Here is a 25618-nt window from a genome sequence, read left to right on the forward strand (position 1 = left end):
CGGGTGACGCTCGCAAGCTCGCTAACGCTGCGCTAACGCAGTCGCCTGCGGAGGGTTTCCCTCCTGCAGCGCTGTCTCACCGTGTCCCCGCGTCCCCGTGTCCCCCAATCCCCAGTCCCCAATCCCCAATTCCCTACTCCCTACTCCCTACTCCCCACTCCCTTAGACTTAATCTTTCTTTATAACCAGGGAAAGAGGTAGAGAAGGCTACAAGCATGGAAATTATAGGTATTAAGAGGTGAAATGAATTTCACGCTTTTGTAAAGCTATCGAATATTCCATGCAAAGCAATTTGGTGATGTCCCACAATGCTGGGACTGTGATCAACAATCAACAAACACAGGAAAAAACGGCTACCAAGTATGAGCGTGCTGAGCAACAATTTATAAAATTGCTTGCAACAGCAGATTTGGACAGTCAACTCAATGCCAAAGCTGTAAATGCTGATGAGTTTGAAAACACAATCTCAACGGCGGTTATTGCTGCTTATCAAGATGGTGATGGCGATGACCAAGCGCATCGTTTTCTCCAGCGGATACTTTACCGAATTAATCGGTTAAATCTTTTTTGGTACGATGATTTGCGAAGCTATGCTAATGAGCGATCGCTTTACTTATATTCTTGGCGCGACCAAATTGAAACTGCTTGGCAAGAGTGGGAATTGGCACAGGTTGATGTAGCAGCACTGCAACAATTGGATGTTAAGCAAGCACTAATTGAACGTGCAGCAATTGATTTAGACCCGCCATTATCGCCAGAGAGTCGCTATATCCGTGAGGAAATGACTCAAGCCGGCTACCGTCATCTACTAGCAATTGGTTCCTTTGATGGCTTGGTTGAAGGTAGTCGCCTGTCACGGATTTTAGGTGGTGCAGCCAATGAAGTGCAGTGTATGCTTGTACGGGTACTGCTAGAAGAATATGGCAACGGTCGCTTAGCTCGCAAGCACTCTACATTTTTTGCCCAAATGCTTAACGAGTTTGGCATGAACACTGAACCAGAGGGATATTTCGATTTAGTACCTTGGGAAGTGTTGGCTTGTGCTAATCATAATTTTCTGTTGACTGAGCGTAAGCGTTATTTTCTACGTTACAGTGGTGGACTCACTTGTTTTGAGGTGGCTGGCCCAGCGGCTTACAGAAATTATTTGACTGCGGCCCAAAGACTCGAACTTTCGGAGGCAGCGATGGGTTATTGGGAACTACACATCAAAGAAGATGAACGCCATGGTCGGTGGATGTTGGATGACGTGGCTTTGCCCTTGGCTGAGCAATATCCTGATGATGCGTGGGAATTGGTGCTGGGGTATGACCAGGAAAAATTAACAGGCGATCGCGCCGCTAAAGCTGTTGTGAAATCAATACGCAAAGCCGAACAGGCTACCCTAATTTTGTGACCAATCCAAATAACTAAGAATGAAAAATTAGCAATGTAAGTTCGTTTCTTACATTGTCAATTTTGTGTTTCTTTAATTTGGGTTTTAAATTTAATTCCTTTAGTAACTAACTACTGACTAAAGGAACGATTTTTGTCTGCTTTAAATTTTGTACAAGGCAGCAACTAACATCCTCTCTAATACTATACTACGAAGTGCAGTCAAATGAAAGACATCTTTGTTTGCCCAGAAGAATCTAATTTCTACTCAAATTGCTTAGAGAATTTTGTGATCAGGAATAGTAAAAATCATGCTTCAGTTGTGGAGTTTGGTTCAGGAGATGGTAGTCCTGTAATTAATTCATTGCTGAGAAACAAATTTGATGGAGTAATCCGGGGTTTTGAGTTAAATGCTTCTGCCTGGAAAGTTGCTAACTCTACAATTGACGAATATGACTTAGGAAATAAATATGTAATTTATAATTCATGCTTGTTTGAGTCTTCTAAACCAGAAGCTGACTATCTTGTCGCTAATCCGCCGTATCTACCTGCACCAGATCAAGATATTTATATGCCGCTGTTATTTGGTGGTATTGATGGAGCTACAGTTACCAATAAATTGTTATCATTAGGTTATGAGAATGTATTGGTTTTAGTATCTAGCTATTCTAATCCTGAAAGTACAATTCAACAGGCTCAAGAAAATGGCTACAGTGTGAATAATTTTGTAGTCTTACCTTTGAAGTTTGGCTATTATAGTTCTGAGCCAAAAGTCAAAAAACACATAGAAGAGTTACGAAAACATGGGATGGCATATTATTCGGGTGATTATTACTTCTTGGCTGGTGTTTTATTTAAAAAATCCCAGAAATCAGCAATTGATTTATCTAATGAACTAGCTCAGGTGATGACAAGTTTGTAATGTTTGTACATCCAGGTTATATCGTTTCACTCTAAGGTTGATACAAACCGGAGGCTGGGGAGCAGGGGGAAAGAATTAGGGACAAATCATTTGTATCAAGTATTTCATGAAATGGTATAGCAATTCTAAATCATTCGTTAGACTTCTTGCAAAAATACTTGAACCGTCAGAGACTCAAGTCTCTGCCTAATAGCAAAAGTCCGTTGAAACGGACTAAAAATACTGTTATTAGTCGGTTGAAACCGACTTGAGTTATCAGCCAGAAAATTTATTTTCTGGCGAGTATCCGACTTTTGCAAGAGGTCTGTTGTGTCCAGACACCACGAGTTTTAACAAATCAGATAGGATTGCTATATTATACATACTCTAGTTAAGATTGTCCTTGATCATTTGTACTCACAAAAAACAAAAGACTAATGACGAATAATTTTAATAAGTTTGCCTTAATGTTTCTTCTATCGAACTTGTACGTTGAAAAACTTCAATCAGCTTATGAGCTTGAGTTTTTCGGTTATCTAGCATAACTTTTAACGGCGTTAATAACTCAACATCTGGATCATCTTGAAGTGCAATTTCAGCTGCTTGCATAACTTGAGTTACATGTTCAAAAATCTCTTGATTATCAAATCCATTTCTTGCAGAAATTTGATGCAAAGCTGCATTAGGAATAATTGCTCTACCTGGCAAAGTTTCATCTAAAATCAAACCTTTTAATAAAGCTAATAACGCCGCATAGATAGAAAAATCATCACAACTATCACAGGCTTTAAATTCGATGCGACTGACTTCAGCGGGAATACGTGCAACTTTTGTTAAAGAAGGGACGCTATGAATTAGTTGCTCTTGTGTTTGAACAAATACTAATGCTGCTGATCTTTTTCCTGTTCTAATAAAAGTTCTTACTGATAGTCCTTCCCATAAGCCCCCTTGATAAAAGGGAGAACTATAACTAAAAGGCACAATAAAAGGGCTGTAATAAGTTAATTTTTTGCCAATATCAATTACGCATTCAATAGACAAATCTGTCAAAGAAATATTTAAATCTGGGCCATATGTCACCATGTAAATGTTAGCGGTTTGTTCGTCAGGATAAGCCTGTAACTGTTTGATTTCATAATCATTCAATGGTGGTTGTGGCTCAAAAACTGGATTGTAGGGATTAAAACTCACTAAAACTGGTGTAAAACCAAAGTCAGCAGCAACTTTTTGCAGCAAACAAAAGCTTTCTGATAATTCAGTAATAGCACCTTGAATACTAGAGTGTATTGTTGTTCTGATTTCAATACCTTTAGGCAAACAATCTATAACTTTGTCAGAATCTGTAAATCTTTCAAATCCTTCGATATACCATCTCTTCTTTTTAATACCAGCATCTCCTACACGCAGTTGAGTATAGTCATTGGGGTATATGGGTAGCTTTTCAACAATTTGATTAAAATCGGCAAATTTTGTATGAGAAAAATCAGCAAATTTTCCTTCCTTGTTAAGGAAAGCAACTTCATGCTCTATACCAAAGAAAAACACCATGTCTACCTTAAAATAAATCAGTAGACAGCTATCAGATTTATTGATAACTGTTGACTGTGGCTTTACTCATAAATTTTAGTAGAAAAATTTCTCAAGATTACCTCAGACGGATTTTACCTTAAGACTGACTGTTGCGATGCGGAAATTTTTCTGATTTAATATACCAAGCTGTGAGGCGATCGCTCCAGTCTCCGCTAGAGATAAGCTATTTGCTGTCAATCCAGATAGGAAATTGAAGTTGTACGGGTTGTAAGTGGCTACCGCGATTTAGAGACGCTGTTTTTAGAGTAGGATGAGGAGCGATCGCGCTTTTGTTGACTCAGGCGTGTTAACGACAGTATCGCTCAAATCAACGCTAATACAATTTATACATTTTAAATTCGAGATTTTGGATGATAAAATTCACTTGATAGGTTGAAAGTTATACCAAAAACTCAGGATATTAAAAATGCGTAATCATCTTCAGTTGTATCCAAAAAGATTATTTTTGTGCTTAAGTTTCGTTTGTGGGGTATTGGGTGCAACAATTCCTAATACTGTTTCTTCTCAAACTACTCCGATACGCATTTTAAGAGTCACAGCACGGGGAGGTACTATTCTTAAGCGGCAAGAAAGCTGGTATCTACAAGCACGCGATATCCAACAGGCAGATCAAAAGTGTTTTGCCAAACAAAGTGAGAAATTTTTTGTCTCCTCCATTATAGAAAACAATAATAGCCGCGAAGTAAGTCCTACTGGTAATGGTGAACGCCTCAGAGATTACTTAGAAGTAACCTTCGAGAAGCCACTTCCTTGTAGTCAGCAGACTGAAGGAAAGGATACTTGGTTTGTTTATAAAGCCCACGTCCAGAAATTACAAGCTGTTGCAGTTCGCTAGTTGACTATTTAACGCTCACAGTTATTCTAATTTGAGCATGACTTTACTTACTGAGAGAGCTTTTTTACTATCTGTCCGACTTTTCAAATACCCTCTTACGAAATCTCTAACAGCTTTTTTAATAGGTTATTGGCGATATCATCGATCTCATTACTTGTATCGTCGTTATATTTATCAACAGTTAATAAATTTTTTATAGCTGATAACCTATTATCTACTTTGGTGATTCTCCAACATTTTTCTAAGTTTACCGCAACATCAAAAAGTGTTATGGAAGTTTGTTCTTCCAAATACTGCCGTACTCTTACAGCTACATCATCATCACTAACCAAAAACTCTTTAAGAGAATCAAGTAAAGGGCTGTATACTATTTCATCATTGCTCCAATTTTCTAGCCAATCTCCATCCACATCTTCAAAGTAGAGATGGACAAAATCTAGTCCATAATTTAACCAGTCTGTCTGCATTTTTCGAGCAGTTGCTAAAGCTTCAGCAAATTTATCTACTTGATGATTGTTGCTAGTTTGTTGTTGATTAGGCATAAAAGCTGTAATAAGCAGGTAATAATTTTGGCTAACAAACAAATACTTAGTAGAACACCCCAGAACAAATTAAGCAAATTTTAAATATTTGCCACCAGCAAGATGATTACTGTTGTGCAGTGCAACATTTACTAATTGGTTAATATAATTAGCATCGCTAGGATTAAAACTTAAGAAAAGTCCTCGATCTATTTCCCACAATTGGAGTGTACTTTGCCACGCTTGATACTTTTGGTGATTCAATTCTTCGCTAACACTGGTAAATTGAATACAGAGGGGTTGTTGCTGATGACTGCTGACAATTAAATCTGTTGCCATAGAAAGGTCGGCTATATAGCGCTGCCAAAAACTACCTTTACGGCTAACAATATATTTAGCTATTAAATTAATAATATCATCATCTACCTGATTAAACTCACCTGCCATAAGTTTTTGCTTCCAAATATAAAACTTAGAGTCGGTGGCATTAATCCATCTCGGAAACAGATAACCGTACCAGTATCTTTCATTGGGTGTCATTTGCTCGAACTTAGATTGTTGTTCTTCTGCCGTAGGTAGAGATTTTATGACTAACCAAACTGTAGAATCGGTGATTACTTCTAACAGAAAGGCTAGAACCAATGGTTTAGCGGTTAGCGAACCAGGTTTGATATCTTTAACCCAACGATTGATTTCATCTAATCTTCTCGCTAAATTAGCGTCTATCGAGGAGGCTTGCTCGATGAGGGATTTTAGCTGATTTTTAATCTCTGTTGCTCGCAAACTATGCCCCACTCTCAGAAACTAAGCTTTTTTAAATTTATACCTAATTAAACTGGAAAATGTCTCTACTCACTTAACTAATATTATCAACTGTTCTCAGGGTTAATGCCTTGTGCGTGTAACATTTCTCGTAGTCGAATGATTTCTTGTTCGGCTTGTTGGGTGCGTCCTTCGGCTTGTTGGGCACGTTCTTCGGCTTGTTGGGCACGTTCTTCGGCTTGTTGGGCGCGTAATTGTTCTTGTGTGGCAATTTCTTCCGGTGAAGGTATTAATTGATTCTCTACAGTAAAGAATCGGAGTTTATTTTCATGTACTCCTAAGTATAACTCCAATTGCTGACTCCATAATTGTCCTGCGGATGTAGGTTGAATTTCTTGATACTTGCCATCTACTAAATGAAATCCTCGAAATTCTAATGTCACGGGATCAAACCAGAAATAATCGGGTGTGCGGAAAGTGTCTTGGTAAATTTGTTTTTTTAAGCCTCTATCAATGGCTGCGGTTGTACGGGATAAAATTTCTACAATTATGTGTGGGTATTTGCCTTCTTCTTGCCACACTACCCAACTTTTGCGGTCTTTTTTTTGAGTTCCCAAAACTACAAAAAAATCTGGGCCGCGAAAATCTGCTGATTTTTTTTGATTGGGACTGTAATAAATCGTTAAGTTGCCAGATGCATAGAAATCTTGCTTTTCTCGCCACCATAATTTGAGTGTGCGGATCAGCAGTTCGATTTGGTCACGGTGGAAGTCACTTTCCAAGGGGGGTTCGTCGCTAAATAAATCGCCAGGGGGAAAGATAATTTCTGTGTCTAAATTATCACAAGAGGTTATCTCTAGAGTAGCAGGTTCAGACATATAAGCGATCGCTCGTTAATTTAAGTTAATTGTACTGAAAATAGAGGAATTGGTAGTGGTGAAAGCTTAGGAAAGCAACTAGAACGGATTTGATTCTGAAAGAAATCTACACGATCTAAATAGTTGGTTAACGCTAATCTAAACACTATCTGACATAACTTTGCTAAGAATAGTTTTCAGTAACAATACAGTTTGTCATCTTCACCATGTCTCAACCAACTATAGAATCAATCCTACAAGAGAATCGACTATTCCATCCTGCTAGCAAATTCTCTCAGAATGCTTATATCAAAAGCCTGGACGACTATCAGTACATCTATGACAAAGCCAAATCCGATCCGGAGCATTTCTGGGCAGAATTGGCAGAAATAGAACTGCACTGGTTTCAAAAATGGCATACAGTGCTAGATTGGCAACCACCTTTCGCTAAGTGGTTTGTTGGTAGCAAGATTAATATTTCTTACAACTGCCTAGACAGGCATCTTACCACTTGGCGTAAGAATAAAGCGGCCCTGATTTGGGAAGGTGAACCAGGAGATTCACGTACCCTGACTTATGCTCAGCTACACCGGGAAGTTTGTCAATTTGCCAATGTACTTAAGCAATTAGGAGTGCAAAAAGGCGATCGCGTCGGTATTTACATGCCGATGATCCCAGAAGCGGCGATCGCCATGTTAGCCTGTGCCAGAATTGGCGCACCCCATAGCGTAGTATTTGGTGGTTTTAGTGCCGAAGCTTTACGCGATCGCCTCATCGATGCCCAAGCTAAACTAGTCGTGACTGCTGATGGTGGTTGGCGTAAAGATGCGATCGTTCCTCTCAAAGCTCAAGTAGATATCGCCTTAGCGGATGGTGCTGTTCCTAGTGTAGAGAATGTCCTAGTTGTCAAACGCACCGGACAGGAAATAGATATGCAGGGAGGACGCGATCGTTGGTGGCATGATTTACAAAAAAGTGCATCTGCTGATTGTCCTGCCGAACCGATGGACAGCGAAGACATGCTATTTATTCTCTACACTTCTGGCAGTACTGGCAAACCGAAGGGTGTTGTGCATACAACAGCAGGTTATAACTTGTACACTCACATGACCACTAAATGGATCTTCGACCTGCAAGATACTGATGTATATTGGTGTACTGCTGATGTTGGTTGGATTACTGGTCACAGCTACATCGTTTACGGCCCCCTTTCTAACGGTGCAACAACGCTGATGTATGAAGGTGCGCCCCGTGCATCAAATCCTGGCTGTATGTGGGATATCATCGAAAAATATAGTGTAAGCGTTTTTTATACCGCACCTACCGCAATTCGGGCATTTATTAAGATGGGTGAACACCTCCCCAAAGCGCGAAATCTCTCTTCGTTGCGCCTACTGGGAACCGTCGGTGAACCAATTAATCCCGAAGCTTGGATGTGGTACCATCGGGTCATCGGTGGTGAACGCTGCCCAATTGTTGATACCTGGTGGCAAACAGAAACTGGCGGCATCATGATTACACCGCTACCAGGGGCAATCCCCACTAAACCAGGTTCTGCCACTCGTCCTTTCCCCGGTATTATCGCAGATGTCGTGGATTTGGAAGGTAATTCTGTACCCGAAAACGAAGGTGGTTATTTAGCAGTGCGCTATCCTTGGCCGGGAATGATGCGGACAGTCTACGGCGATCCAGAACGCTTCCGCCGCACCTATTGGGAACATATTCCGCCGAAAGATGGCAACTACACTTATTTTGCTGGTGATGGTGCCAGACAAGATGCAGATGGCTACTTCTGGGTGATGGGTCGTGTGGATGATGTACTGAATGTGTCAGGACATCGCTTAGGTACAATGGAAGTAGAATCAGCCTTAGTTTCCCATCCAGCGGTTGCAGAAGCTGCCGTAGTGGGTAAGCCAGATGAACTCAAAGGTGAAGAGGTAGTTGCTTTTGTGACTTTAGAAGGTACGTATCAACCCAGTGATGATTTGAGTAAAGAACTCAAGCAACATGTAGTTCAAGAAATAGGTGCGATCGCTCGTCCTGGTGAAATTCGCTTTACAGACGCCTTACCTAAAACGCGATCGGGTAAAATTATGCGGCGGTTGCTGCGGAATTTAGCCGCAGGTCAAGAGATATTGGGTGATACTTCAACGTTAGAGGATAGAAGTGTCTTGGATAAATTGCGAGGAGGTGCTTAAATAATTCGTAATTCGTAATTACGAATTACGAATTACGAATTGGTATAAGACAGACCCCAACACAAAACTTACAGGTTATGGAACCGGGGGACTTAAACCCACGGAACTTGTTAACATTTTTACGAAGTATTTACTTAAAAAGTTTGGCAATAGTTTCCATCAACAGAAATAATCGGTAAGGGAAATTAGGAAATTGAATAAAGTCAAAATGCTCGTAAAACAAACGGGCTTGATTATCTTTAGCATCAACCACTACAGCTACTGTAGCTATTTCATTTTGCAAACTTCGATATAGTGCATCCATTAAAAGTATCTCGCCTAAGCCCTTTCCTCGATATTTCTTGTCAACTGCTAATCGACCTAAAAGAGTTGCAGGAACATTTGGATATTTTGGAAGTTTTTTAGTTATCTCAGTTGGTAATTCACTAAATATGATGCTGGTTGAAGACAAAGTGTAATACCCAATGACTGTGCTAGAACTTTGTTCGATTAAAACAAAGGGAGCAGCCATACGCCTACGGGCGTCTTGCCCGGCTTGTTGCTTCAAATAAAGATCCAGCGGCTCGACTCCACAAAAAAAAGCCGCCCGGTTTTGTTTAGCCAGCGGCTCTATTAAATATTTATCAGAAGTATCAGAACTATTGGAGAACGTCACTTATACATCCATTGTTTGCTTATAACGCTGAGCAGCATCTCGTAATTTTGCACTTGGTTCTGGCGGGTTTAATAATGCTGTAACAAAAACTTCTTGATCTTGCTTAGTTAAAATCATCATTTCGTGTTCATGAATAACTTGTTTAGCAGTATTCAAGACACTACTAATAACAAAATCTGTTAGTGTTCGACCCTGAATCTCAGCAGCACGCTGGAACAATTCTTTTTGCTCTTTGGTAACACGAACTTCCAAACGTTCAGCTTTGGAGCGCTCTGAATTCACTTTGGAGCCTTTACTCACTGGGACGGTCATAATAGCCTCTACATAATTAGAATGATTGGCTTTGATAAAAGTAGAATGACTTTGCAGTCTTCAAGTTACTTATTGACTGCAAACCATCAATTTTCTACCAACTCTGGGCAATTTTAACAACTCAGCCGTAAAAATGTACGGCATTTAGCCTCACATACAACATAACAAATTTTCTATTTGTTTGGCTAATAAGTATTTATACTCAAATGTCGTGAAATATCTCCAATAGGGCAATTATGTCTGAGCAGCACTGGTGGCGTTGGCGCGAATATTTCAAGCAACACACCTTAGATTTATCATGGGAATCAGGACATTATTAGGGCATTGAGGACAATGAAGCTGAAGAAGCAGCACAAATCAGTATTTGTTCAACCTCTTAGTTGCATGACGCTGAGTATCATAACTGCAATCGGTATATCCCCATCGGTGTTGGCAGCTACTGCACCAGGTTCTCTGCATTTGCCTAAGCAGCAACCGCAGAAGATAGCACAATTTTCCGGTGCAGATACACCAGAGCGATCGCAGCTTTTGCAAGAGATTAATGCCTTATATAATCAAAGAGACTTTAAAGGTGCTGAGGAAAAGTTACGTCAATTTATTAAAAAATTTCCAGACGTTGCTTTTGGACACTTTCAATTAGGTAATGTCTTGTTTCGACAAAATAAGCCGGAAGCAGCAATTAGTGCTTATCAAGAAGCTATTAAACTGAGACCAAAATATGCTCTTGCTTATAATGCGATCGGTGTTGTTTATGCCAGTCAAGACCGCTGGACAGAGGCGCTTAGGGAATATAATCAAGCTCTAGAAATTAATCCTGAATATGGTGAGGCCTTAACTAATTTAGCGCAGGTACTTTGGCAAACTAATAAACGAACTGAGGCACTTGCTTCTTTGGAAAAAGCTTTGAATATTTTCAAAGCTCAAAATAGAAATGAAAAAGTTTACCAAGTTGAGCAGATTATGAAACAGATGAAAGCTTTGGATGATCCTAGTGTTTCGTAATTCAGAAAATATCACGCAGAGGAGCCAGTGCGTTGGGCGGGTTCCTCGCGTTGTAGCAACTGGCGTAGCGCAACAGACGCAGCGAATTTTTTAGTGTTTCTGTGTGAAAATTGAATTAAAATTTTTAAATTAACTTTTGGTTAAAGCCTATGACTTCTTTATCGGCATTAACTTTACCTGATCATACCCAGCTACCAGAGTCAGACGGTACATTTGTGCAGAATTGGCAAGAGCATCCTCAAAGTATTTTACTAACTGATTCTATTGAACCTATTCTGGAAAAACTTTATCCAGATAGTCAATACTGTATAGGGCAGGATTTAGACATTTATTGGCGATTAACTGATCCGCCAGAAAAAGGTGCTACTGCACCTGATTGGTTTTATGTCCCTAATGTACCGTTGATTCTCAACGGTAAAACGCGGCGTTCTTATGTCTTATGGAAGGAATATGTTGCGCCAATGATTGTAATTGAATTTGTCTCTGGAGATGGTACTGAAGAACGAGATCAAACACCACCTTCACAGGGAGATGTTGGGAAGTTTTGGATTTATGAACAAGCAATTCGTGTTCCTTATTATGCAATTTATGAAGTATCAAAAGCACTGGTAGAGGTTTATCATTTGGTTGATAATGTCTATCAACTCATGCAACCCAACGAACGAGGGCATTACCCAATTGCTCCTATGGGGGTAGAGTTAGGGATATGGCAAGGGGTGTATCAAAACGCAGATTTACCTTGGTTACGGTGGTGGGATGCACAAGGTAATTTATTGCTAATGGGACACGAACGCGCTGATGTTGAGCGACAAAGGGCTGATGTTGAGCGACACAGAGCTGATGTTGAGCGACACAGAGCTGATGTTGAGCGACAAAAGCGGGAGATAATTGTAGAGAAACTGCGATCGCTTACTCCTGAACAACTTGATGCTTTAGGGATTGAACCACAAATATTGGACTAGGAAATATTATCTTCGATCAATAATACGTCTTCATATATTGCTGCGATCGCACAACGCAAATCAATGCTAGCTAAATGTATTTCTTCCTCTTTCCCATAAGGGTAAAGTACCCAATGTCCTTCTGGATTGCGACGGAAGCACTCTACACTCATTTGCTGTGCAGATATTAATACATATTCTTGTAGTGAATCTAATTTTCGATAGTCAGCAAACTTTTTACCTCGGTCAAAAGCTTCTGTTGTCTCTGAAAGTACTTCTACAATTAAACAAGGATGAGATTTAAAATACTCGAATTCTCTATCTCGTGTATCGCAAGTCACCATTACATCGGGATAGAAGTAGCGGTTGATCACATCAATTCTAGCTTTCATGTCTAACATGTAAACACGACAACCACTACCCCGAAGATGGTTGCGTAGCAGCATAGAGAAATTCATACTAACGGTAACATGAGCATCACTGGCTCCTGCCATTGCGTAGACTTGCCCATCAATATATTCGTGTTTGATTTGGCTGGCTTTCTCGCCTTCTAAATATTCTTCTGGGGAAATATAGTATTCACTCTGGCTAATGATCATCTTAGTACTTTAGTATTTCAGTAGTTATATTTTACCAGTATGCTCAATCTAATGAGCAACAGCCCCACCAGTGGCCTTTAGTTTTTTAAAGAATAAAATAGCAAAACCGTTGATTAATAAAGTAAAAACAATCCTTAAAAGCCATTACAAAAGCTTCACGGCGAACTATGTTAGATATAGATGCGATCGCTTTTAACTGAAATATTTATCATAATCAGGACGAATTTTAGCATCCAATTATTTATTCTCAATCTCTCTTAATCGAAACAATTCCCTTTTGCTCATAAATTGGAAGAACCATCTTCCTTAAATTAGGCAACTGTTTAGAAAAAATAATAGCTCCTAAAAGACAAGCTATGCCATCAATCATTAAAGTAGTAGGAGCGCCAATATGATCTGCTAATGTCCCTCCCAACAAATTACCCAAAGGTATCATCCCCAAAAAGGACATTGTATACAAACTCATCAACCTGCCACGTTTATCATCTTCAACAATAGTTTGCAAGAACGTGTTACTAGCAGCTATTTGGAGAATTGTACCCAAGCCAACAAACAACATTGTAAATAAAGAAAGTGGTAAAAACCGAGATAAAGAAAAGGCAATTAGACCAACCCCTAAAATTGCTGGAGCTAATGCAATCACATTACCAATTCCGAAAATTGTCTTGCGAGTAGCTAAATAAATGCCCCCAAACAAAGCCCCAACTCCTGAAGCTGCCATTAAAAATCCTAAACTTTCTGCACCACCTTTAAGAATTGTCTCTGCAAAAATTGGGACAAGAATTGTATTTTGTAATCCCATCAAGCTGACTAAAGTTGATAACAACAAAATTGCTCGAATTGGTGGAAAGCTAAAAGCATATACAAATCCCTCTTTAACTCTTTGCAAAGGATTACCATCGTTTATTAAAGTTCTCCAAGGTTTAACTTTCATTGCCAATAAAGCAGCAATTACGGCAATATAGCTCAAACCATCAATTAAAAAACAATATGCAACTCCAACTCTAGCAATTAATAAACCCCCAATCGCAGGGCCAATTAACCGCGCCCCATTGATCATCGTTGAGTTGATAGCGATCGCATTGGCTAAATCTTCTCTGCGTTCAACCAGTTCCGGCACAAATGCCTGTCTTGCGGGCGCATCTAAAGCATTAATGAATCCTTGCAATAAACTTAAAGCGATAATATGCCAAACTTCAATTACACCAGTTAACGCCAACACCGCCAATGTTAACGATTGAATCATTGCCAAGATTTGCGTGCCAATTAAGGTATGATACCGAGAGAATCGGTCTACAAAAACGCCACCAAAGGGAGCCAAAAAGAAGTTAGGAATTTGACTCGTAAATCCCACAACTCCAAGCATTAATGCTGAATTGGTTAAGTCATAAACTAACCAAATTGTCGCCAATTGCGTCATCCAAGTTCCAATTAGGGAGATACCTTGTCCAGCAAAAAATAGGCGATAATTTCTTGAGCTTAATGCAGGTAGTAGCAAATTTTTTGTAGTCATTGGTTATTTTATTTAAAATGCGTAGTATTTGCCTATAATTATTTAGTATGCGTAATATATTCTCATGATAAAACTTAACAAAGCTTCACCCTATAGGGTGATTAGGAAGTAACCTCAAGAAAGGTTAGCGATCGCCCGGTTAATTAGTTGAGTCAATAGTTCACGTTCCGTGACGGAAAAACCCTGCATCGCTTGCTCACGTAAATCAGCCGAGATAGGCGGTAAGATGGTCTCCAGTTCTCTACCTGCATCCGTTAGCCATATCCGCCAGATGCGGCGATCGTGGGAGTCGCGTTCCCGCTGTACTAAACCGCGTTCTTCCATGCGATCTAGCACACCAGTTAAAGTCCCCCCCACCTGTTTGAGTTTGTCTCCAATACTAGAAGTAGGTAAGCCATCTTCTTGCCACAGGCAGCATAACACTAACCAGTGAAATGGGGTTAATCCAAATGGTTCTAACTTCTCACTAAACTTGCGGCTGAATAGTTGCGATAGCAGCTTGATTCTGTAGCCCATGCTGTATGGTGCGAGATTTTGCTGCGACGACTCCACAGTTTGAGAATGATCTGATGTCGAAACCATTTGGCATATTACTTAGTGTACGTAATATTATTTTAACTAAATAAAATCGTTTTGGCAATATTTTAAGACTAAGTTGCCCCCAAAACTCAAGTTTTAGGGGTTTTTACATTAAATCATTATTGCTTCTCCAGCTTTCTTTAACTCAGAAGATGCTTCAGGTATGTAAGAAGTTTTGGGTTGATTTGCTGTAGTTTTTTGCTGTTCTCGTAATTCGGATAAACGTCTATTAGTCCAGTTAACCAGTGCTGAGTTACCTAAACGAGGAGCTAAACGATTAAGCCGTTCCACAGCAGAAATGGCAAGTGAATCCATCTGTATTGAGGCGAGATAACAATCACAAGCTATATCTAACTCACCCAGTTTTTCATGGCATTGACCGGCCATAAACCAAGCGATCGCTGTTCTTGGAGGGCCAAGTCTAGTTGCAGAACGATACATCTTGATGGCTTCTTCAATTTTGCCACATTTGATGAGAACTTCTCCTAACTCCAGACGATATCTAGGGTCTAATGAGTCCATCTGAGCTACCTTTCGCGCTCTTTCCTCAGCTAACTCTAGATCGCCAAGCCATAGAGCTTCCTTTGTTCGACTCTCTAAAATAATGCATTGATTTTCTAAAGCTACTTTTTGCTGTTCTTCATTTACACAAGTTAAGCTTTCTGCATAAGCTTGGCAAACATCCATTTCTTGGATTACCTTGTCTTTATCTCTTTGTAAGAGAGGAACAAAAACAACTGCACGATAATAGATACTTGTAAATAGTTTATAATCAAAATCATTGAGCGAAGATTGAAGTTTTTGAAGTTCCTCAGTAGCAATTGCTCGCCAAAATTCTGCACTTTCCAAATCTCTGAAATTTTTAGCATATCGGACTACAAGCTGGAGAACTGCACTTAGCCGTGTTAATGTTCCTAAAGGAGTATGCTTAGCAATATTTTCCAATTCTTTTAAGTTCGATCTATCAACTTTACCTTCATACTCCTGTAATAACAAATTAGAAATAGCTCGACACAAAGCCAGTTTTGCTGATACACTTCCACTAGCTATTTCTAGTTCAGACATCGCTGGAACATACTCCAAGATAGCCCGATGTAAACATAAGCTTTTTAACACTTTTATAACTAGCAGCTTGGTAGTTGGCTGAAGCTCTTGGTACTGTGTCAAATATTCACATAGCTTGCTCCATCTTTTTGTTCGTAACCCATCGTCTAGTTGTAATGGGTTATCAACTTCATATTCCTTCATACCAGTTTCTCGCACCAAAGATTCCCGAAATGAGGAAGGATAAATTACTTGTATTCCATAATTAACTGAAGCTTGATGGATTAAGTTATGATAGCTGAATTCTATGCCATATAGATGTAATGGGCCACCATTAAAAGTACCTAAATCAAAGTATGGTCGATATAGCGAAACTATAGGCGATTGTTCAATGAGAGACATAGTTATACCTCTTTTTATGTTTTGATAACTAAGGGATTTAAACAAAAAATATAAATTTTTAACCTATTTTTGAAAATTTAATACATAGTGTAAAACATATTATATGGAGCCAAGTAATCCACAGTGGTATCGGTAAAAATAGCTAATATTACCACTGTGGTATTAATATAATTACTCAAAATAATTCCCGTTTTTTAGAGAACTATTAGTTGTTAGAATTTGGCTAAATGCACACTAGATCTAACAGTTACACCATACTTCCTTGTTTGCAAAACGAAAACCTCCACGTAAAGTTGTGAAAGCAGTAATAGCATCTGAGTTACCTTGTTCAGCTTCTTTCTTCAAATCAATCATTTCTGCTGGTTTGTTAACTTTCAGTTCGTTAATTTTAATTTCAGCCATTGGAACCTTTCCTCGTAAATAAATTTGCGTTGATTGGAATTTGACCTTGAATTGTCTGTTTCCATGACTATAGTCACTGATTTATTGATTGATTTCAATCTTTGATTCACTTAAAAACGAACATAAATATTGCATTTTTGTTAGTAAAAAATATAGTAATTCTATGTAACTTGTGAGAATTCGCTGTGTCTATATCTCCGACTTGTCAAATAAATTAGATATCTTAGCTCTCACGATTTATGATTGCTATACAAGTTCCTGATAATTAAATTGAAAAAACTAATAAAAATAGAGCAAAATTATTATATTTAAGATTTCTTTTAATCTACCCAAATCATCAAATAAAAATTTCGCTTACAAGTCACTAAAAAAACAACTCAAGATTTCTCTTGAGTTGTTAGAGGTTTATTGAAGGAGAATAAATAACGGCAATGCTTAAAAACCTTGGCGATAACCAACGCCTATCCCAAAGGAATTAATAGGATCAATATTGGCTTTATTGTCACCAGAACCAGTACTAAAACTGCCGAGATTTTGGTACTTTAATTCTAGAAAAACATTGCTTTTATTTGCAACTTCATATTGAATACCTGCTTTTCCTTGCACTGCTAAAGCCGTACCACTACTTGATGGGTTAGTTGCTTCACCAGATTTTAGCTCGCTAAATTCAGGGAAACCAATACCTATTCCCGCACCAATATAAGAACGCCACTTTGAACTGCTGGGAATATCCCAGTAGCCGTTAACGAAAACAGTAGTTGCACTCACGCTACCACTAACAGGGATAGTAACATCACCACTCTTAAAATTATTGACACCGAAAGAACCATAACCAACTTCGAGTTCAGCACGAGCTTCATTCCATTGATATCCCACAGCAATATTCCCTTGAACAGCAGTATCAACACCAATAGATGCTGAATCATCTCCTTGGTTGACTTTAATACTGTTAGGAAAACCGGCACCAACACTTCCACTCACATACCAGTAGTTTTTTTCAGGAAGTTGAGATGAATTTTCAGTGTTAACGTTCTGAGCAACTGCAAAACCTTTTTGTTCAGGTATTGTTAACTGGTTGTTAATAGGAATTAAATCTGAAGCTTTTGTAGAAACTTCATCAGCATGTGCAGAGGTAGCAAAAGATAGGCTAATTGGGATAGCCAAGAATAAAAAACACCAACAGTTTTTCATGTTTAAATTAACCTTTTATCCTAAACCACTAAAACCACTTCCTCCTATGCCAATAAAACTGGCAGCAGTTTGATAAGCCCATGCTAGACTGTATATCTGATTTACTTCTGAATTAATACGTTGCAAACGTTGCTCTATTGTTTCTGAAGTTGTGGATGATGAGGAAGAACCATTATTTACGCCTGAGATGATAGCTACCGCAGCAAATAGTTGTCTGAAACCACCTTGTATCTCTGATATTTCTGCGTTAGTTAGATCAACTAATTCGATATCAGCAGATGGTAAGTTATTAATTTTGATGTTAGCCATAGTGAAATATCCTCAGAAAAAATTTGTTGTTTGGTTTGTCAGAACTATGGAAAAAGTGGAAAACCTGAGTGCGATGGGCTACCAGGGCGAATGCGATCGCTATTTATCTCCAATCGTCTTTTGATATAGTTACACTATGAAATAGTCGTAGTAGTAATTTGCAATCACAGACGATTTACAGTTTTAGATTTGCTTTGGCAACTTATTTAAGATTTAAATCTGCATTGGGATTCTGGTATTGCTTTAACAGCTGTAAATAGTAAAGGGAATACTCCGCAAGATCGTGGTCTTACCTGTTTATTGCAATGTTAGGTATTTTAGTTTTAAGGATTCCAAAATTTAGGCATTTGCCACACAAAATTAAATTGCTCACTGATGCTAGTAGAAGGTGGCAATGGTGCAGTTTGAGTAGGCGATCGCCCTATAGCAACCTCATTATAATTCGCCTTATACCATCTTGTAGATACTAATACCCAATCGTTATTAGTTTTTTCCCATATATCCTCGTATGGAGTTTGCCTATGTACGCGTTTATTGCCAATAATGTAATCAGAATATCCTAAACCCATGACATCTGCACGATTTCCATTGACACTGACACGAATCAGTTCTTCACGAGTTTTATATTGACTGACTTGCTGAAAAAATTGTTGACGACCTTGGATTTGTTCTCTTAAATTAGTAATCGTTCCATCTGCTCGACGACCTTGGAAATTAACTGACCAGTAAGCGTAACATTGTTGGATAACTTTAGCGTTACAACCGTCACTCATCCAGTGATACTTTCGGATAATTTCTTGTCTATCTGATTGTGTGTCAGCTTTTGCTATATCAGCATTTATGAATATCGACGCTGTTAATAAAGCTGTTAGAGCAATATTATTTTTCTTCATGATGTCAGGTGACTAATGTTTCCTTTATCGAACAGATTAAAGGAAACACCGATGTAATTTATTCACCTTTCATGCTGATTGATATGCAGTAACTATCACCAAAAATTGCAGAAAAATGTATTGTTGCCAGGAAGTAAGTGTGTTGGCGGTTCGTTCTCTTAACCCCCATAACTTATGGAACAGACCACTACTAGCTAAAATAGTGCATTATTAAACCGCAGAGTAACAGTGAACTAAGTCAAGTCCCTAAACGCTGTATTATAAAACCATTAAATATGTATCTTTTCCTTCTATTGGTAAAACTCGCAATTTCTGATTTTGCAAATCAGGTTCTAATCCTAAATCTTCCAAAGGGATTAATCCTAATAACGGATCTGAACCTTCTGGTAATTCAATACAATTAAATGTCCCTTCTCTGCCCTCAACTGAAAGATTTAATTCTCTAAATATACGAGCTTTTTGTACTCCTGTAGCTATTTTTATATCTACCTCACCTTGCAGAGGCAACCCCAAGTCAAGAATAATATTTTTAGGTAGACATAGTCTTGTTGCACCTGTATCAACTAAAACATCATGTAAAGTAATTGAGCGTATTTGTTCTACCGGAATAAAGCCTCGTTCCCCAAGTATTTGGTCAATTCGATTAGTAACAGTGATTTGAGTAGTCACTTTACCCATTTTTTCACTTTTGCTATGTCTCATACTATTTTCCTATAACTTAATCAAGTTGATTATTAGACCTCTTGCAAAAGTCGGATACTCGCCAGAAAATAAATTTTCTGGCTGATAACTCAAGTCGGTTTCAACCGACTAATAACAGTATTTTTAGTCCGTTTCAACGGACTTTTGCTATTAGGCAGAGACTTGAGTCTCTGACGGTTCAAGTATTTTTGCAAGAAGTCTATTGAATAACACTCTTCCATCACTCTCATGAGAGTGATGGAAGAACGTTAATGCAAATATTCTTATCAGTGGGACTTAGACAAAAAGTAGCCTGAAAAAACTCTTAAACGTATATATGAAAAGGCTTTGACATCGTTTTACCTAGTTTACTGATATACAGCACTTTGCAAGTAAATGAAGTACACATCTTAATATGATAAATTTTGTGGGGTGGGCATCCTGCCCGCCCTTGTGTACTTCATTCAGATGAAATGTGCTGTATCTAGGTTTCAAGCATTTTTGAGCGAGGAGTGTATTTTCCTTGCCCTGTATAGGTTTGAGCCTTGTTTCTGTCTCAAAAATGTTTAAGTCCCGTTAGTTTTATTTACACTTTATGATAGATTAGATCCCCAACTTTTTTAAAAGTCGGGGATCTAAAACTCTTGATTTTCACAAATAAAATTAAGCTTTAATTAGATCAACGACACTCGCGACTCATCACCAATTCCCCAGTTGCTAGTCGATATACTCCTTGCGGTTCCACAATTGGATCGCCTTTTTTCCACGAACTAGGTATACTACTGTTCGTGACATTCTGCACATCACCCGTATGATAGCTAGAAGCTACAGCCTCACCAGGACGACTAGGTAAACTACCAATACCAGTAATCGTAAAAGCCCCTTCTTGCTTAGAACTACGAGCAATGCAACTATTAGCAATTAGGGCGTTAGTATCAATGAGATTGTTTTGTAATTCTGTTAGACTATTTTGGATAAAACTAATATCAGGTACACCAATGATATTGCCAGAAATTGCACCACTGGCATTAATATCAGAACTACTATTATTATTTAGTGATTGAAGGCTATTACTATTAGTTAATGTTTGTCTAGGGTTAAATAGAGAATCACTAAATAAAACACGGGTGTTAAAAGTAATATTACCACCTTGCCCCTCTGGTGCAAAGGCGAGAATGTCGCTATCTTCTAAAGCGATAATAGTATCAGCGGTGAGGAAAATATTACCACCTCTACCAATACCAGTAGATAAATTGGTGCGGATGTCGGTGTTATTTCGCAGGTTGATATTTCTCGCAGTAATATCAATATTGCCACCACCAGACTGTTCAGATCGGGCGGTGATAACGCCATTACTCCCATTAAAATTTTCCTTGGCAATAATATTAATATTTCCTGCTATACCTCTTCCTTCGCTGCGTGTAGAAACTAAGACGATACTATTAGGCAAGTTTAAGTCAGTTGTAAATAGATTAAAGTTATTTGTGGATAGAGATATAGTTCCACCATCGCCAGTGGAAGCAGTAGTATTTGCACCTGCAAAGATGCCAGTGCGCCTATTTATGCTCGATGAAATAGTGACATTATCTGCATTGATGTTAATATCACCAGATTTACCATCGGCAATGGTTCCTGTAGTCACCAGTCCACCATTAGATACCTCAAATACACGAGCATTAATTGTGATATTACCTCCTTTGCTAGAATTTTCTGTTAATGCAGATACAATACCTTCTTCTGCTGCACGGAAATAATCTGTGTTGATTATAATATCTCCTCCCTGACCAATTGCCCCCGTCCGGGTTTCAGTTGAGATAAAACTAGCAATTCCATCTGGATTAATTCCTGAGATAATCACAGCATCAGTAGCATTGATGCGAATAGTTGCACCCCTACCTTTTCCACCAGGTAGATCTGCTTCTACTCCAGAAATTTGAGCATCAATTTGGCCACCATTAATTAAAGTAAGTTTCTGTGTTTCAATCTGAATATTACCAGCATTTCCTACAGCACCTACTCCCACCCGGCTATTAATGGTGCTATTGTCAAGGATTACCTCATTATTACTATTAATAAAGATCTTACCTGCATTTCCCTGACCAAAAGTTCCAGATGAAATATTACTGTTTGTTAGCTGCAAACGTTTGGTATTAATTGTTAAATCTCCACCACTACCTGTATTGGAAACATCAATACCGAAAGGTGTAACTCCTGTAAATATAACGTTACGATTTTCAGGATTTGAGCTAATTAACTCAACAAATTCTGATGCATCGATATTGATGTTACCAGCATTACCGCCTAAATTACCATTAGCTTGTACGCCGATGAAACCACCATTTCTCATAATGAAATTTTTGGTTTTTAGTGTTATGTTACCTCCACGACTTGAACTGCTTGTTGTTGCCAAAAAACCAGTTGTTGTATCTGCTGCATCTTTGGGATCTATTTCTATAGAATTTGTTGCTATAACTTGAATATTTCCTCCACGTCCAATTTTTTCACCTGGTTCCGATGTAGCAGTATCAGACAATATAAACCCACCATTTGTTAACAGCAAATTATTAGCATTAACTACAATATGGCCACCCTTTACTCCATAAGCGCCAACAAAAGATTGATTTAGCAAAACATCTGATTTCGCTACACCATCAGGAAAACTCAAGCGCACATCGTTACCATCAACAGTAATTCCTACTGTTCCCGGTGCTGTTAATCCACCAATTTCTACCCTACCGCCAAACGCCTGAATTATTCCGCCATCCATAATGATTTTGCCAGTAGATTCAGGGGTAGGCGCAACACGACCACCAAGTAGTATTAAACTCTTACCTGGAGAGGTAAATAAATTACCTTGATTTTCAATAGAGTTTGCGCCTTGGTTAGCAATTTGATTAAACAAGAATGCTGTAGGACTAATACTTAGTAGTGAATTATTGGGTGCAACTGATGAAGTTTTAGAAAACTCAGCACCACCAGGAAATTGAATTGCATTCGCTGTTGTGACAATAAATGAACCACCAATATTGATTAGAGCATTTTTCCCAAAAATAATCCCATTAGGATTCATTAAAAATAAATTGGCAGTACCTTGAGAACTAATTGCTCCTTGAATTTCGGAAGGTGTACCACCAGTTATTCTTGCAAATATATTAACAATATTGGGTTCATTTGCAAAAATTGCAGCCCCTTTATCAGGAATATTAAAATTACTAAAACTGTGAAACAAGTTGGTGTTATCAACTGTTGTTCCACCTAATATCAAATAATTTCCATCAAGATTAAAAACTTGTGTTCCTAATGTTTTATCGGCTGTGACTTGAGCTGAGGCTTTGATATTTGTTGTAAAAGTCAAACTCAGCAATAGCCATAAGTTAAAACACCAATTTAAGCACCCTTGTTTCATCGCAACCTAATTTTTAAATACTTCTTTAACAACACTCAAAACTTATCACTAAATTATCTGCTGTAAATTATAAACTACAAGCGATCGCCCCAATTTACAGCACATTTCATCTGAATGAAGTACACAAGGGCGGGCAGGATGCCCACCCCACAAGATTTATCATATTAAGATGTGTACTTCATTTACTTGCAAAGTGCTGTATAATTACAAACCGTTAAGAAAGGACTTGAATCAACTGGTACTGTTGCACTGTACCAACAACGCGGTGAGGCGTGGATAATTCCGGTGACTGTTTGGTATCGATCCAAGCATAGCCAAAAGCGGGTACTTGGAAAATTGTATCTAGCGGTTTGCCATGAACAGAAGTATAGAATTTGAGTAATACAGCATTTTTGCCACCAACTTGCACAAAGTAGATAGGATGAGATTGGAGGATGGAAGCGATCGCTTTTTGTTGAAAGAAAGTTCTGAAAACTGGGTTATAGTCGCTAAAAAATCCCTGGCTACCAGCTACAGCCAAAGCTAACCAACAGGGAATTAACCAACCAGCTAGCCAGTAATGAGCTGTGAGAAACTTGATCCTAAAGTGACATATCCATACTAAAGGCAAAATCAACCAACCTAAACCTACACTTAAGCCAAGACTCGCATACTTACGGATGTCAGCATTACCCCAAATAATAATGGCTATAGCCGCCAGTAAAAGTAAAACACCTAACGCACCAAATATGTAACTGAGATTGCGGGAAATGTTAATTTTCCGACTGGAAAATATATGTTTTCTCTTCTTGTTTAGAGAGGTAGTTTCTCTTTGATAAATTTTCCCTAACCAATCTAAACCTACAGCTGCTAATAAAGCGATGAAAGGATAAATACAAAGACTATAGTGAGATAAACGAGTCGAGAAAAAACTCAGTTCAGCAAACATTACCAGTGGAAAACCGACTAATATTAATTGGTATCGATGAATAGGGCGACGGATAGCTAAAACTAAACCTAAAACCCCAAAAAAGAACCAAGGAAATGATTTTAAAGGGATATTCCAAAGATAGAATAATATCCCATTTTGATTACGGTCTTCTGAACCTAAATCAACTACAAACTTGAGTAATTGCCCATAGCTTAGATCACCATAGCGTAGCCAGTTAAACCATAGCCAACTCCAAGTAGGAATTAAACCTATGAAAAATCCTAAATATAAAGTTGGGTTAGCAAGATGACGATGACGATGATGTTCCCAAATCAGATAAGGTGATAAAGCCATGATTGGCAAAACAATCATAAAGCTTCTCATTAAGAAACCTAAACCAAAACTTAAGCCAGCAACAAAACTCCAAAACAACTTATATTGAGGATGTAATTCTGCTTTTAATAAAGACCAAATAGCTAACATTACTAATAAAATCATTGGCACATCAGGCGTACCCAAGCGACAGTATTGCAGCCAGAGAAATTCTACACTTAAAATTGCCGCAGCTAGCCAAGCCAATTTTTTATTTAGTAGAATTTTGCCAATTTCATATACAAGTATTAAAGCTAAAATCCCCGCGATCGCACTAGTAATTCTGCCACTAGTTTCACTAATACCAAATAGCTTGTAGGCGCTGGCAATTAACCAATAAGGCCCTGGTGTTTTATGATGAGCATTACCCCAAGGCGCTATCCAATCACCAGAATCGAACATCTGACGTGCCCGCCAAGCGTAAAGCCCTTCATCATGGGCCATGAGGCTATTCTGCCCAGCATTGAATATTAATAAAGGCAGTATCCAGACTAATAAACTGATATATGGAAATGCAACTGATAAGCGGACTTTTTGCCAAATACACTGCCAAAAGTTTGATTTATATATCATCTAATCGATAGGGACAGAATACTACTAGGTGTACTTAATTAATATGTACTATTATTATTAAAATATATTAAATAGTGATTATTTTAAACAATACCTGAAATTGACGCAATTTTAGGAAAAAGCTGTGCAGACAAGAGATTTATGCTGTTAAGACCAAACCAACGCCTCAAGCTGGATGACACCAACGACAAGCTGTTTTATGAATATCCCCGTTTCGTCACCCATGTGGATGAAGGATTTATTCAACAGCTAACGGATTTATATCGCGATCGCCTCCAACCCAACATGCGTATCTTAGATATGATGAGTAGTTGGGTGTCTCATCTCCCAGAAGAGGTAGAATTTTCCCACGTAGAAGGACACGGACTCAACGCTGAGGAATTAGCACGTAACCCCCGATTAAGTCATTATTTTGTGCAAAATATCAACGAAAATCCTCAGCTACCTTTTCCAGATCAAGATTTTGATGCTGTTCTTAACTGCGTTTCCGTGCAGTACATCCAATATCCAGAAGCAGTCTTTTCGGAAATTTACCGCATCCTCAAACCTGGTGGTATTGCCATCATCAGCTTTTCTAACCGGATGTTCTATCAAAAAGCGATTCAAGCTTGGCGTGATGCTTCCGAAGAATCCAGAGTTGAATTAGTTAAGCATTATTTTGCATCAGTTCCAGAATTTACCACCCCAGAAATCATTGTCCACAAATCAACAGTCCCCAACTTCTTACAATGGTTGGGTGCAGGTGGGGGAGATCCGTTTTATGCGGTGATTGCATCCCGTAGTTAGGGACTGGCTC

The 25618-nt window shown here is 38.6% G+C and carries 27 protein-coding genes; 9 read left to right on the forward strand and 18 right to left on the reverse strand.

Annotated elements, in window-relative coordinates; genetic code table 11:
- Window positions 1–280: 280 nt before the first annotated feature.
- Both AC5JMF_RS09880 and AC5JMF_RS09885 read left to right on the forward strand, forming a co-directional pair.
- Window positions 281–1396, forward strand: a complete 1116-nt coding sequence (locus AC5JMF_RS09880) for an iron-containing redox enzyme family protein (RefSeq protein ID WP_495795532.1) — start codon at window positions 281–283, stop codon at window positions 1394–1396.
- A 204-nt stretch (window positions 1397–1600) separates the two neighbouring features.
- The gene (locus AC5JMF_RS09885) at window positions 1601–2296 is read left to right on the forward strand and encodes a class I SAM-dependent methyltransferase (protein WP_495795533.1); all 696 of its coding nucleotides are present in this window, start codon (window positions 1601–1603) and stop codon (window positions 2294–2296) included.
- 137 nt (window positions 2297–2433) lie between these two features.
- Here AC5JMF_RS09885 and AC5JMF_RS09890 read toward each other — a convergent pair whose 3' ends face one another.
- Window positions 2434–2595, reverse strand: a complete 162-nt coding sequence (locus tag AC5JMF_RS09890; protein ID WP_495794220.1) for a hypothetical protein — start codon at window positions 2593–2595, stop codon at window positions 2434–2436.
- 130 nt (window positions 2596–2725) lie between these two features.
- Window positions 2726–3820: a glutamate--cysteine ligase gene (locus AC5JMF_RS09895; RefSeq protein WP_495795569.1), complete on the reverse strand. Its 1095-nt coding sequence runs from the start codon at window positions 3818–3820 to the stop codon at window positions 2726–2728.
- Window positions 3821–4271: 451 nt separating this feature from the next.
- Here AC5JMF_RS09895 and AC5JMF_RS09900 point away from each other — a divergent pair, with 451 nt between their 5' ends.
- Window positions 4272–4700, forward strand: a complete 429-nt coding sequence (locus tag AC5JMF_RS09900) for a hypothetical protein (RefSeq protein ID WP_495795534.1) — start codon at window positions 4272–4274, stop codon at window positions 4698–4700.
- 95 nt (window positions 4701–4795) lie between these two features.
- Here AC5JMF_RS09900 and AC5JMF_RS09905 read toward each other — a convergent pair whose 3' ends face one another.
- The 3 genes from AC5JMF_RS09905 to AC5JMF_RS09915 all read right to left on the reverse strand — a co-directional run bounded on the left by AC5JMF_RS09905 (window position 4796) and on the right by AC5JMF_RS09915 (window position 6861).
- Window positions 4796–5242 carry a hypothetical protein gene (locus AC5JMF_RS09905; protein WP_495795535.1) on the reverse strand — a complete coding sequence of 149 codons (447 nt, stop codon included), beginning with the start codon at window positions 5240–5242 and terminating at the stop codon, window positions 4796–4798.
- Window positions 5243–5311: 69 nt separating this feature from the next.
- On the reverse strand, window positions 5312–6004 hold the full coding sequence (locus AC5JMF_RS09910; RefSeq protein WP_495795536.1) for a hypothetical protein: 693 nt from the start codon (window positions 6002–6004) through the stop codon (window positions 5312–5314).
- An 86-nt stretch (window positions 6005–6090) separates the two neighbouring features.
- Window positions 6091–6861 (reverse strand): Uma2 family endonuclease, encoded by a 771-nt coding sequence (locus AC5JMF_RS09915; protein WP_495795537.1) that lies wholly within the window; start codon window positions 6859–6861, stop codon window positions 6091–6093.
- Between the two features lie 206 nt (window positions 6862–7067).
- Between AC5JMF_RS09915 and acs the strand changes: the two genes are divergently transcribed.
- Window positions 7068–9038: an acetate--CoA ligase gene (acs, locus tag AC5JMF_RS09920; RefSeq protein ID WP_495795538.1), complete on the forward strand. Its 1971-nt coding sequence runs from the start codon at window positions 7068–7070 to the stop codon at window positions 9036–9038.
- A gap of 130 nt (window positions 9039–9168) precedes the next feature.
- On the opposite strand, the gene AC5JMF_RS09925 is transcribed toward acs, so the two are convergent.
- The gene (locus AC5JMF_RS09925; protein ID WP_495795539.1) at window positions 9169–9693 is read right to left on the reverse strand and encodes a GNAT family N-acetyltransferase; all 525 of its coding nucleotides are present in this window, start codon (window positions 9691–9693) and stop codon (window positions 9169–9171) included.
- Window positions 9694–9975: a type II toxin-antitoxin system TacA family antitoxin gene (locus tag AC5JMF_RS09930; protein ID WP_495795540.1), complete on the reverse strand. Its 282-nt coding sequence runs from the start codon at window positions 9973–9975 to the stop codon at window positions 9694–9696.
- A gap of 363 nt (window positions 9976–10338) precedes the next feature.
- On the opposite strand from AC5JMF_RS09930, the gene AC5JMF_RS09935 reads away from it, so the two are divergent.
- Both AC5JMF_RS09935 and AC5JMF_RS09940 read left to right on the forward strand, forming a co-directional pair.
- Window positions 10339–11007 (forward strand): tetratricopeptide repeat protein, encoded by a 669-nt coding sequence (locus AC5JMF_RS09935; protein ID WP_495795541.1) that lies wholly within the window; start codon window positions 10339–10341, stop codon window positions 11005–11007.
- Between the two features lie 149 nt (window positions 11008–11156).
- Entirely contained in the window at window positions 11157–11969 is an 813-nt protein-coding gene (locus tag AC5JMF_RS09940) for a Uma2 family endonuclease (RefSeq protein ID WP_495795542.1), read from the forward strand.
- Here AC5JMF_RS09940 and AC5JMF_RS09945 read toward each other — a convergent pair.
- From AC5JMF_RS09945 to AC5JMF_RS09975, 7 genes are all read right to left on the reverse strand, one after another.
- The gene (locus AC5JMF_RS09945) at window positions 11966–12547 is read right to left on the reverse strand and encodes a Uma2 family endonuclease (protein WP_495795543.1); all 582 of its coding nucleotides are present in this window, start codon (window positions 12545–12547) and stop codon (window positions 11966–11968) included. The genes AC5JMF_RS09940 and AC5JMF_RS09945 overlap by 4 nt on opposite strands.
- A gap of 247 nt (window positions 12548–12794) precedes the next feature.
- The gene (locus AC5JMF_RS09950; RefSeq protein ID WP_495795544.1) at window positions 12795–14060 is read right to left on the reverse strand and encodes an MFS transporter; all 1266 of its coding nucleotides are present in this window, start codon (window positions 14058–14060) and stop codon (window positions 12795–12797) included.
- A 114-nt stretch (window positions 14061–14174) separates the two neighbouring features.
- Window positions 14175–14642 carry a MarR family winged helix-turn-helix transcriptional regulator gene (locus AC5JMF_RS09955; protein ID WP_495795545.1) on the reverse strand — a complete coding sequence of 156 codons (468 nt, stop codon included), beginning with the start codon at window positions 14640–14642 and terminating at the stop codon, window positions 14175–14177.
- A 108-nt stretch (window positions 14643–14750) separates the two neighbouring features.
- Window positions 14751–16085 (reverse strand): tetratricopeptide repeat protein, encoded by a 1335-nt coding sequence (locus AC5JMF_RS09960; protein ID WP_495795546.1) that lies wholly within the window; start codon window positions 16083–16085, stop codon window positions 14751–14753.
- A gap of 240 nt (window positions 16086–16325) precedes the next feature.
- Window positions 16326–16487 (reverse strand): hypothetical protein, encoded by a 162-nt coding sequence (locus AC5JMF_RS09965; RefSeq protein ID WP_495795547.1) that lies wholly within the window; start codon window positions 16485–16487, stop codon window positions 16326–16328.
- A 435-nt stretch (window positions 16488–16922) separates the two neighbouring features.
- Window positions 16923–17678 carry an outer membrane beta-barrel protein gene (locus AC5JMF_RS09970; protein WP_495795548.1) on the reverse strand — a complete coding sequence of 252 codons (756 nt, stop codon included), beginning with the start codon at window positions 17676–17678 and terminating at the stop codon, window positions 16923–16925.
- Between the two features lie 15 nt (window positions 17679–17693).
- A complete protein-coding gene (locus tag AC5JMF_RS09975; protein ID WP_495795549.1) occupies window positions 17694–17987 on the reverse strand; it encodes a hypothetical protein in 294 nt (97 codons plus the stop codon).
- Here AC5JMF_RS09975 and AC5JMF_RS09980 point away from each other — a divergent pair.
- On the forward strand, window positions 17977–18111 hold the full coding sequence (locus AC5JMF_RS09980; protein WP_495795550.1) for a hypothetical protein: 135 nt from the start codon (window positions 17977–17979) through the stop codon (window positions 18109–18111). The genes AC5JMF_RS09975 and AC5JMF_RS09980 overlap by 11 nt on opposite strands.
- A 199-nt stretch (window positions 18112–18310) precedes the next feature.
- On the opposite strand, the gene AC5JMF_RS09985 is transcribed toward AC5JMF_RS09980, so the two are convergent.
- Together AC5JMF_RS09985 and AC5JMF_RS09990 are read right to left on the reverse strand one after the other, a co-directional pair.
- Window positions 18311–18880, reverse strand: a complete 570-nt coding sequence (locus AC5JMF_RS09985) for a nuclear transport factor 2 family protein (protein ID WP_495795551.1) — start codon at window positions 18878–18880, stop codon at window positions 18311–18313.
- Between the two features lie 258 nt (window positions 18881–19138).
- Window positions 19139–19582 (reverse strand): aspartyl protease family protein, encoded by a 444-nt coding sequence (locus tag AC5JMF_RS09990; RefSeq protein WP_495795552.1) that lies wholly within the window; start codon window positions 19580–19582, stop codon window positions 19139–19141.
- Between the two features lie 41 nt (window positions 19583–19623).
- Here AC5JMF_RS09990 and AC5JMF_RS09995 point away from each other — a divergent pair, with 41 nt between their 5' ends.
- Window positions 19624–19788: a hypothetical protein gene (locus tag AC5JMF_RS09995; protein ID WP_495795553.1), complete on the forward strand. Its 165-nt coding sequence runs from the start codon at window positions 19624–19626 to the stop codon at window positions 19786–19788.
- A gap of 452 nt (window positions 19789–20240) precedes the next feature.
- Here AC5JMF_RS09995 and AC5JMF_RS10000 read toward each other — a convergent pair whose 3' ends face one another.
- A complete protein-coding gene (locus tag AC5JMF_RS10000; RefSeq protein WP_495795554.1) occupies window positions 20241–22967 on the reverse strand; it encodes a two-partner secretion domain-containing protein in 2727 nt (908 codons plus the stop codon).
- Between the two features lie 214 nt (window positions 22968–23181).
- Complete coding sequence (locus AC5JMF_RS10005; protein WP_495795555.1) at window positions 23182–24822, reverse strand: ArnT family glycosyltransferase; 1641 nt, start codon at window positions 24820–24822, stop codon at window positions 23182–23184.
- A gap of 141 nt (window positions 24823–24963) precedes the next feature.
- Between AC5JMF_RS10005 and AC5JMF_RS10010 the strand changes: the two genes are divergently transcribed.
- Window positions 24964–25608: a class I SAM-dependent methyltransferase gene (locus tag AC5JMF_RS10010; RefSeq protein WP_495795556.1), complete on the forward strand. Its 645-nt coding sequence runs from the start codon at window positions 24964–24966 to the stop codon at window positions 25606–25608.
- Window positions 25609–25618: the final 10 nt, after the last annotated feature.

The organism is Desmonostoc vinosum (assembly GCF_059505385.1).

What these genes read in the sequence shown, in the direction of transcription:
- AC5JMF_RS10005 (WP_495795555.1), bottom strand. Translation starts at nt 24,822, where the DNA reads ATGATATATAAATCAAACTTTTGGCAGTGTATTTGGCAAAAAGTCCGC.
- AC5JMF_RS09885 (WP_495795533.1), top strand. Translation starts at nt 1,601, where the DNA reads ATGAAAGACATCTTTGTTTGCCCAGAAGAATCTAATTTCTACTCAAAT.
- AC5JMF_RS09970 (WP_495795548.1), bottom strand. Translation starts at nt 17,678, where the DNA reads ATGAAAAACTGTTGGTGTTTTTTATTCTTGGCTATCCCAATTAGCCTA.
- AC5JMF_RS09990 (WP_495795552.1), bottom strand. Translation starts at nt 19,582, where the DNA reads ATGAGACATAGCAAAAGTGAAAAAATGGGTAAAGTGACTACTCAAATC.
- AC5JMF_RS09955 (WP_495795545.1), bottom strand. Translation starts at nt 14,642, where the DNA reads ATGGTTTCGACATCAGATCATTCTCAAACTGTGGAGTCGTCGCAGCAA.
- AC5JMF_RS09935 (WP_495795541.1), top strand. Translation starts at nt 10,339, where the DNA reads ATGAAGCTGAAGAAGCAGCACAAATCAGTATTTGTTCAACCTCTTAGT.
- AC5JMF_RS09915 (WP_495795537.1), bottom strand. Translation starts at nt 6,861, where the DNA reads ATGTCTGAACCTGCTACTCTAGAGATAACCTCTTGTGATAATTTAGAC.
- AC5JMF_RS09960 (WP_495795546.1), bottom strand. Translation starts at nt 16,085, where the DNA reads ATGTCTCTCATTGAACAATCGCCTATAGTTTCGCTATATCGACCATAC.
- AC5JMF_RS09905 (WP_495795535.1), bottom strand. Translation starts at nt 5,242, where the DNA reads ATGCCTAATCAACAACAAACTAGCAACAATCATCAAGTAGATAAATTT.
- AC5JMF_RS09975 (WP_495795549.1), bottom strand. Translation starts at nt 17,987, where the DNA reads ATGGCTAACATCAAAATTAATAACTTACCATCTGCTGATATCGAATTA.
- acs (WP_495795538.1), top strand. Translation starts at nt 7,068, where the DNA reads ATGTCTCAACCAACTATAGAATCAATCCTACAAGAGAATCGACTATTC.
- AC5JMF_RS09965 (WP_495795547.1), bottom strand. Translation starts at nt 16,487, where the DNA reads ATGGCTGAAATTAAAATTAACGAACTGAAAGTTAACAAACCAGCAGAA.
- AC5JMF_RS09900 (WP_495795534.1), top strand. Translation starts at nt 4,272, where the DNA reads ATGCGTAATCATCTTCAGTTGTATCCAAAAAGATTATTTTTGTGCTTA.
- AC5JMF_RS09980 (WP_495795550.1), top strand. Translation starts at nt 17,977, where the DNA reads ATGTTAGCCATAGTGAAATATCCTCAGAAAAAATTTGTTGTTTGGTTT.
- AC5JMF_RS09945 (WP_495795543.1), bottom strand. Translation starts at nt 12,547, where the DNA reads ATGATCATTAGCCAGAGTGAATACTATATTTCCCCAGAAGAATATTTA.
- AC5JMF_RS09985 (WP_495795551.1), bottom strand. Translation starts at nt 18,880, where the DNA reads ATGAAGAAAAATAATATTGCTCTAACAGCTTTATTAACAGCGTCGATA.
- AC5JMF_RS09950 (WP_495795544.1), bottom strand. Translation starts at nt 14,060, where the DNA reads ATGACTACAAAAAATTTGCTACTACCTGCATTAAGCTCAAGAAATTAT.
- AC5JMF_RS09880 (WP_495795532.1), top strand. Translation starts at nt 281, where the DNA reads ATGCAAAGCAATTTGGTGATGTCCCACAATGCTGGGACTGTGATCAAC.
- AC5JMF_RS09940 (WP_495795542.1), top strand. Translation starts at nt 11,157, where the DNA reads ATGACTTCTTTATCGGCATTAACTTTACCTGATCATACCCAGCTACCA.
- AC5JMF_RS10000 (WP_495795554.1), bottom strand. Translation starts at nt 22,967, where the DNA reads ATGAAACAAGGGTGCTTAAATTGGTGTTTTAACTTATGGCTATTGCTG.
- AC5JMF_RS10010 (WP_495795556.1), top strand. Translation starts at nt 24,964, where the DNA reads ATGCTGTTAAGACCAAACCAACGCCTCAAGCTGGATGACACCAACGAC.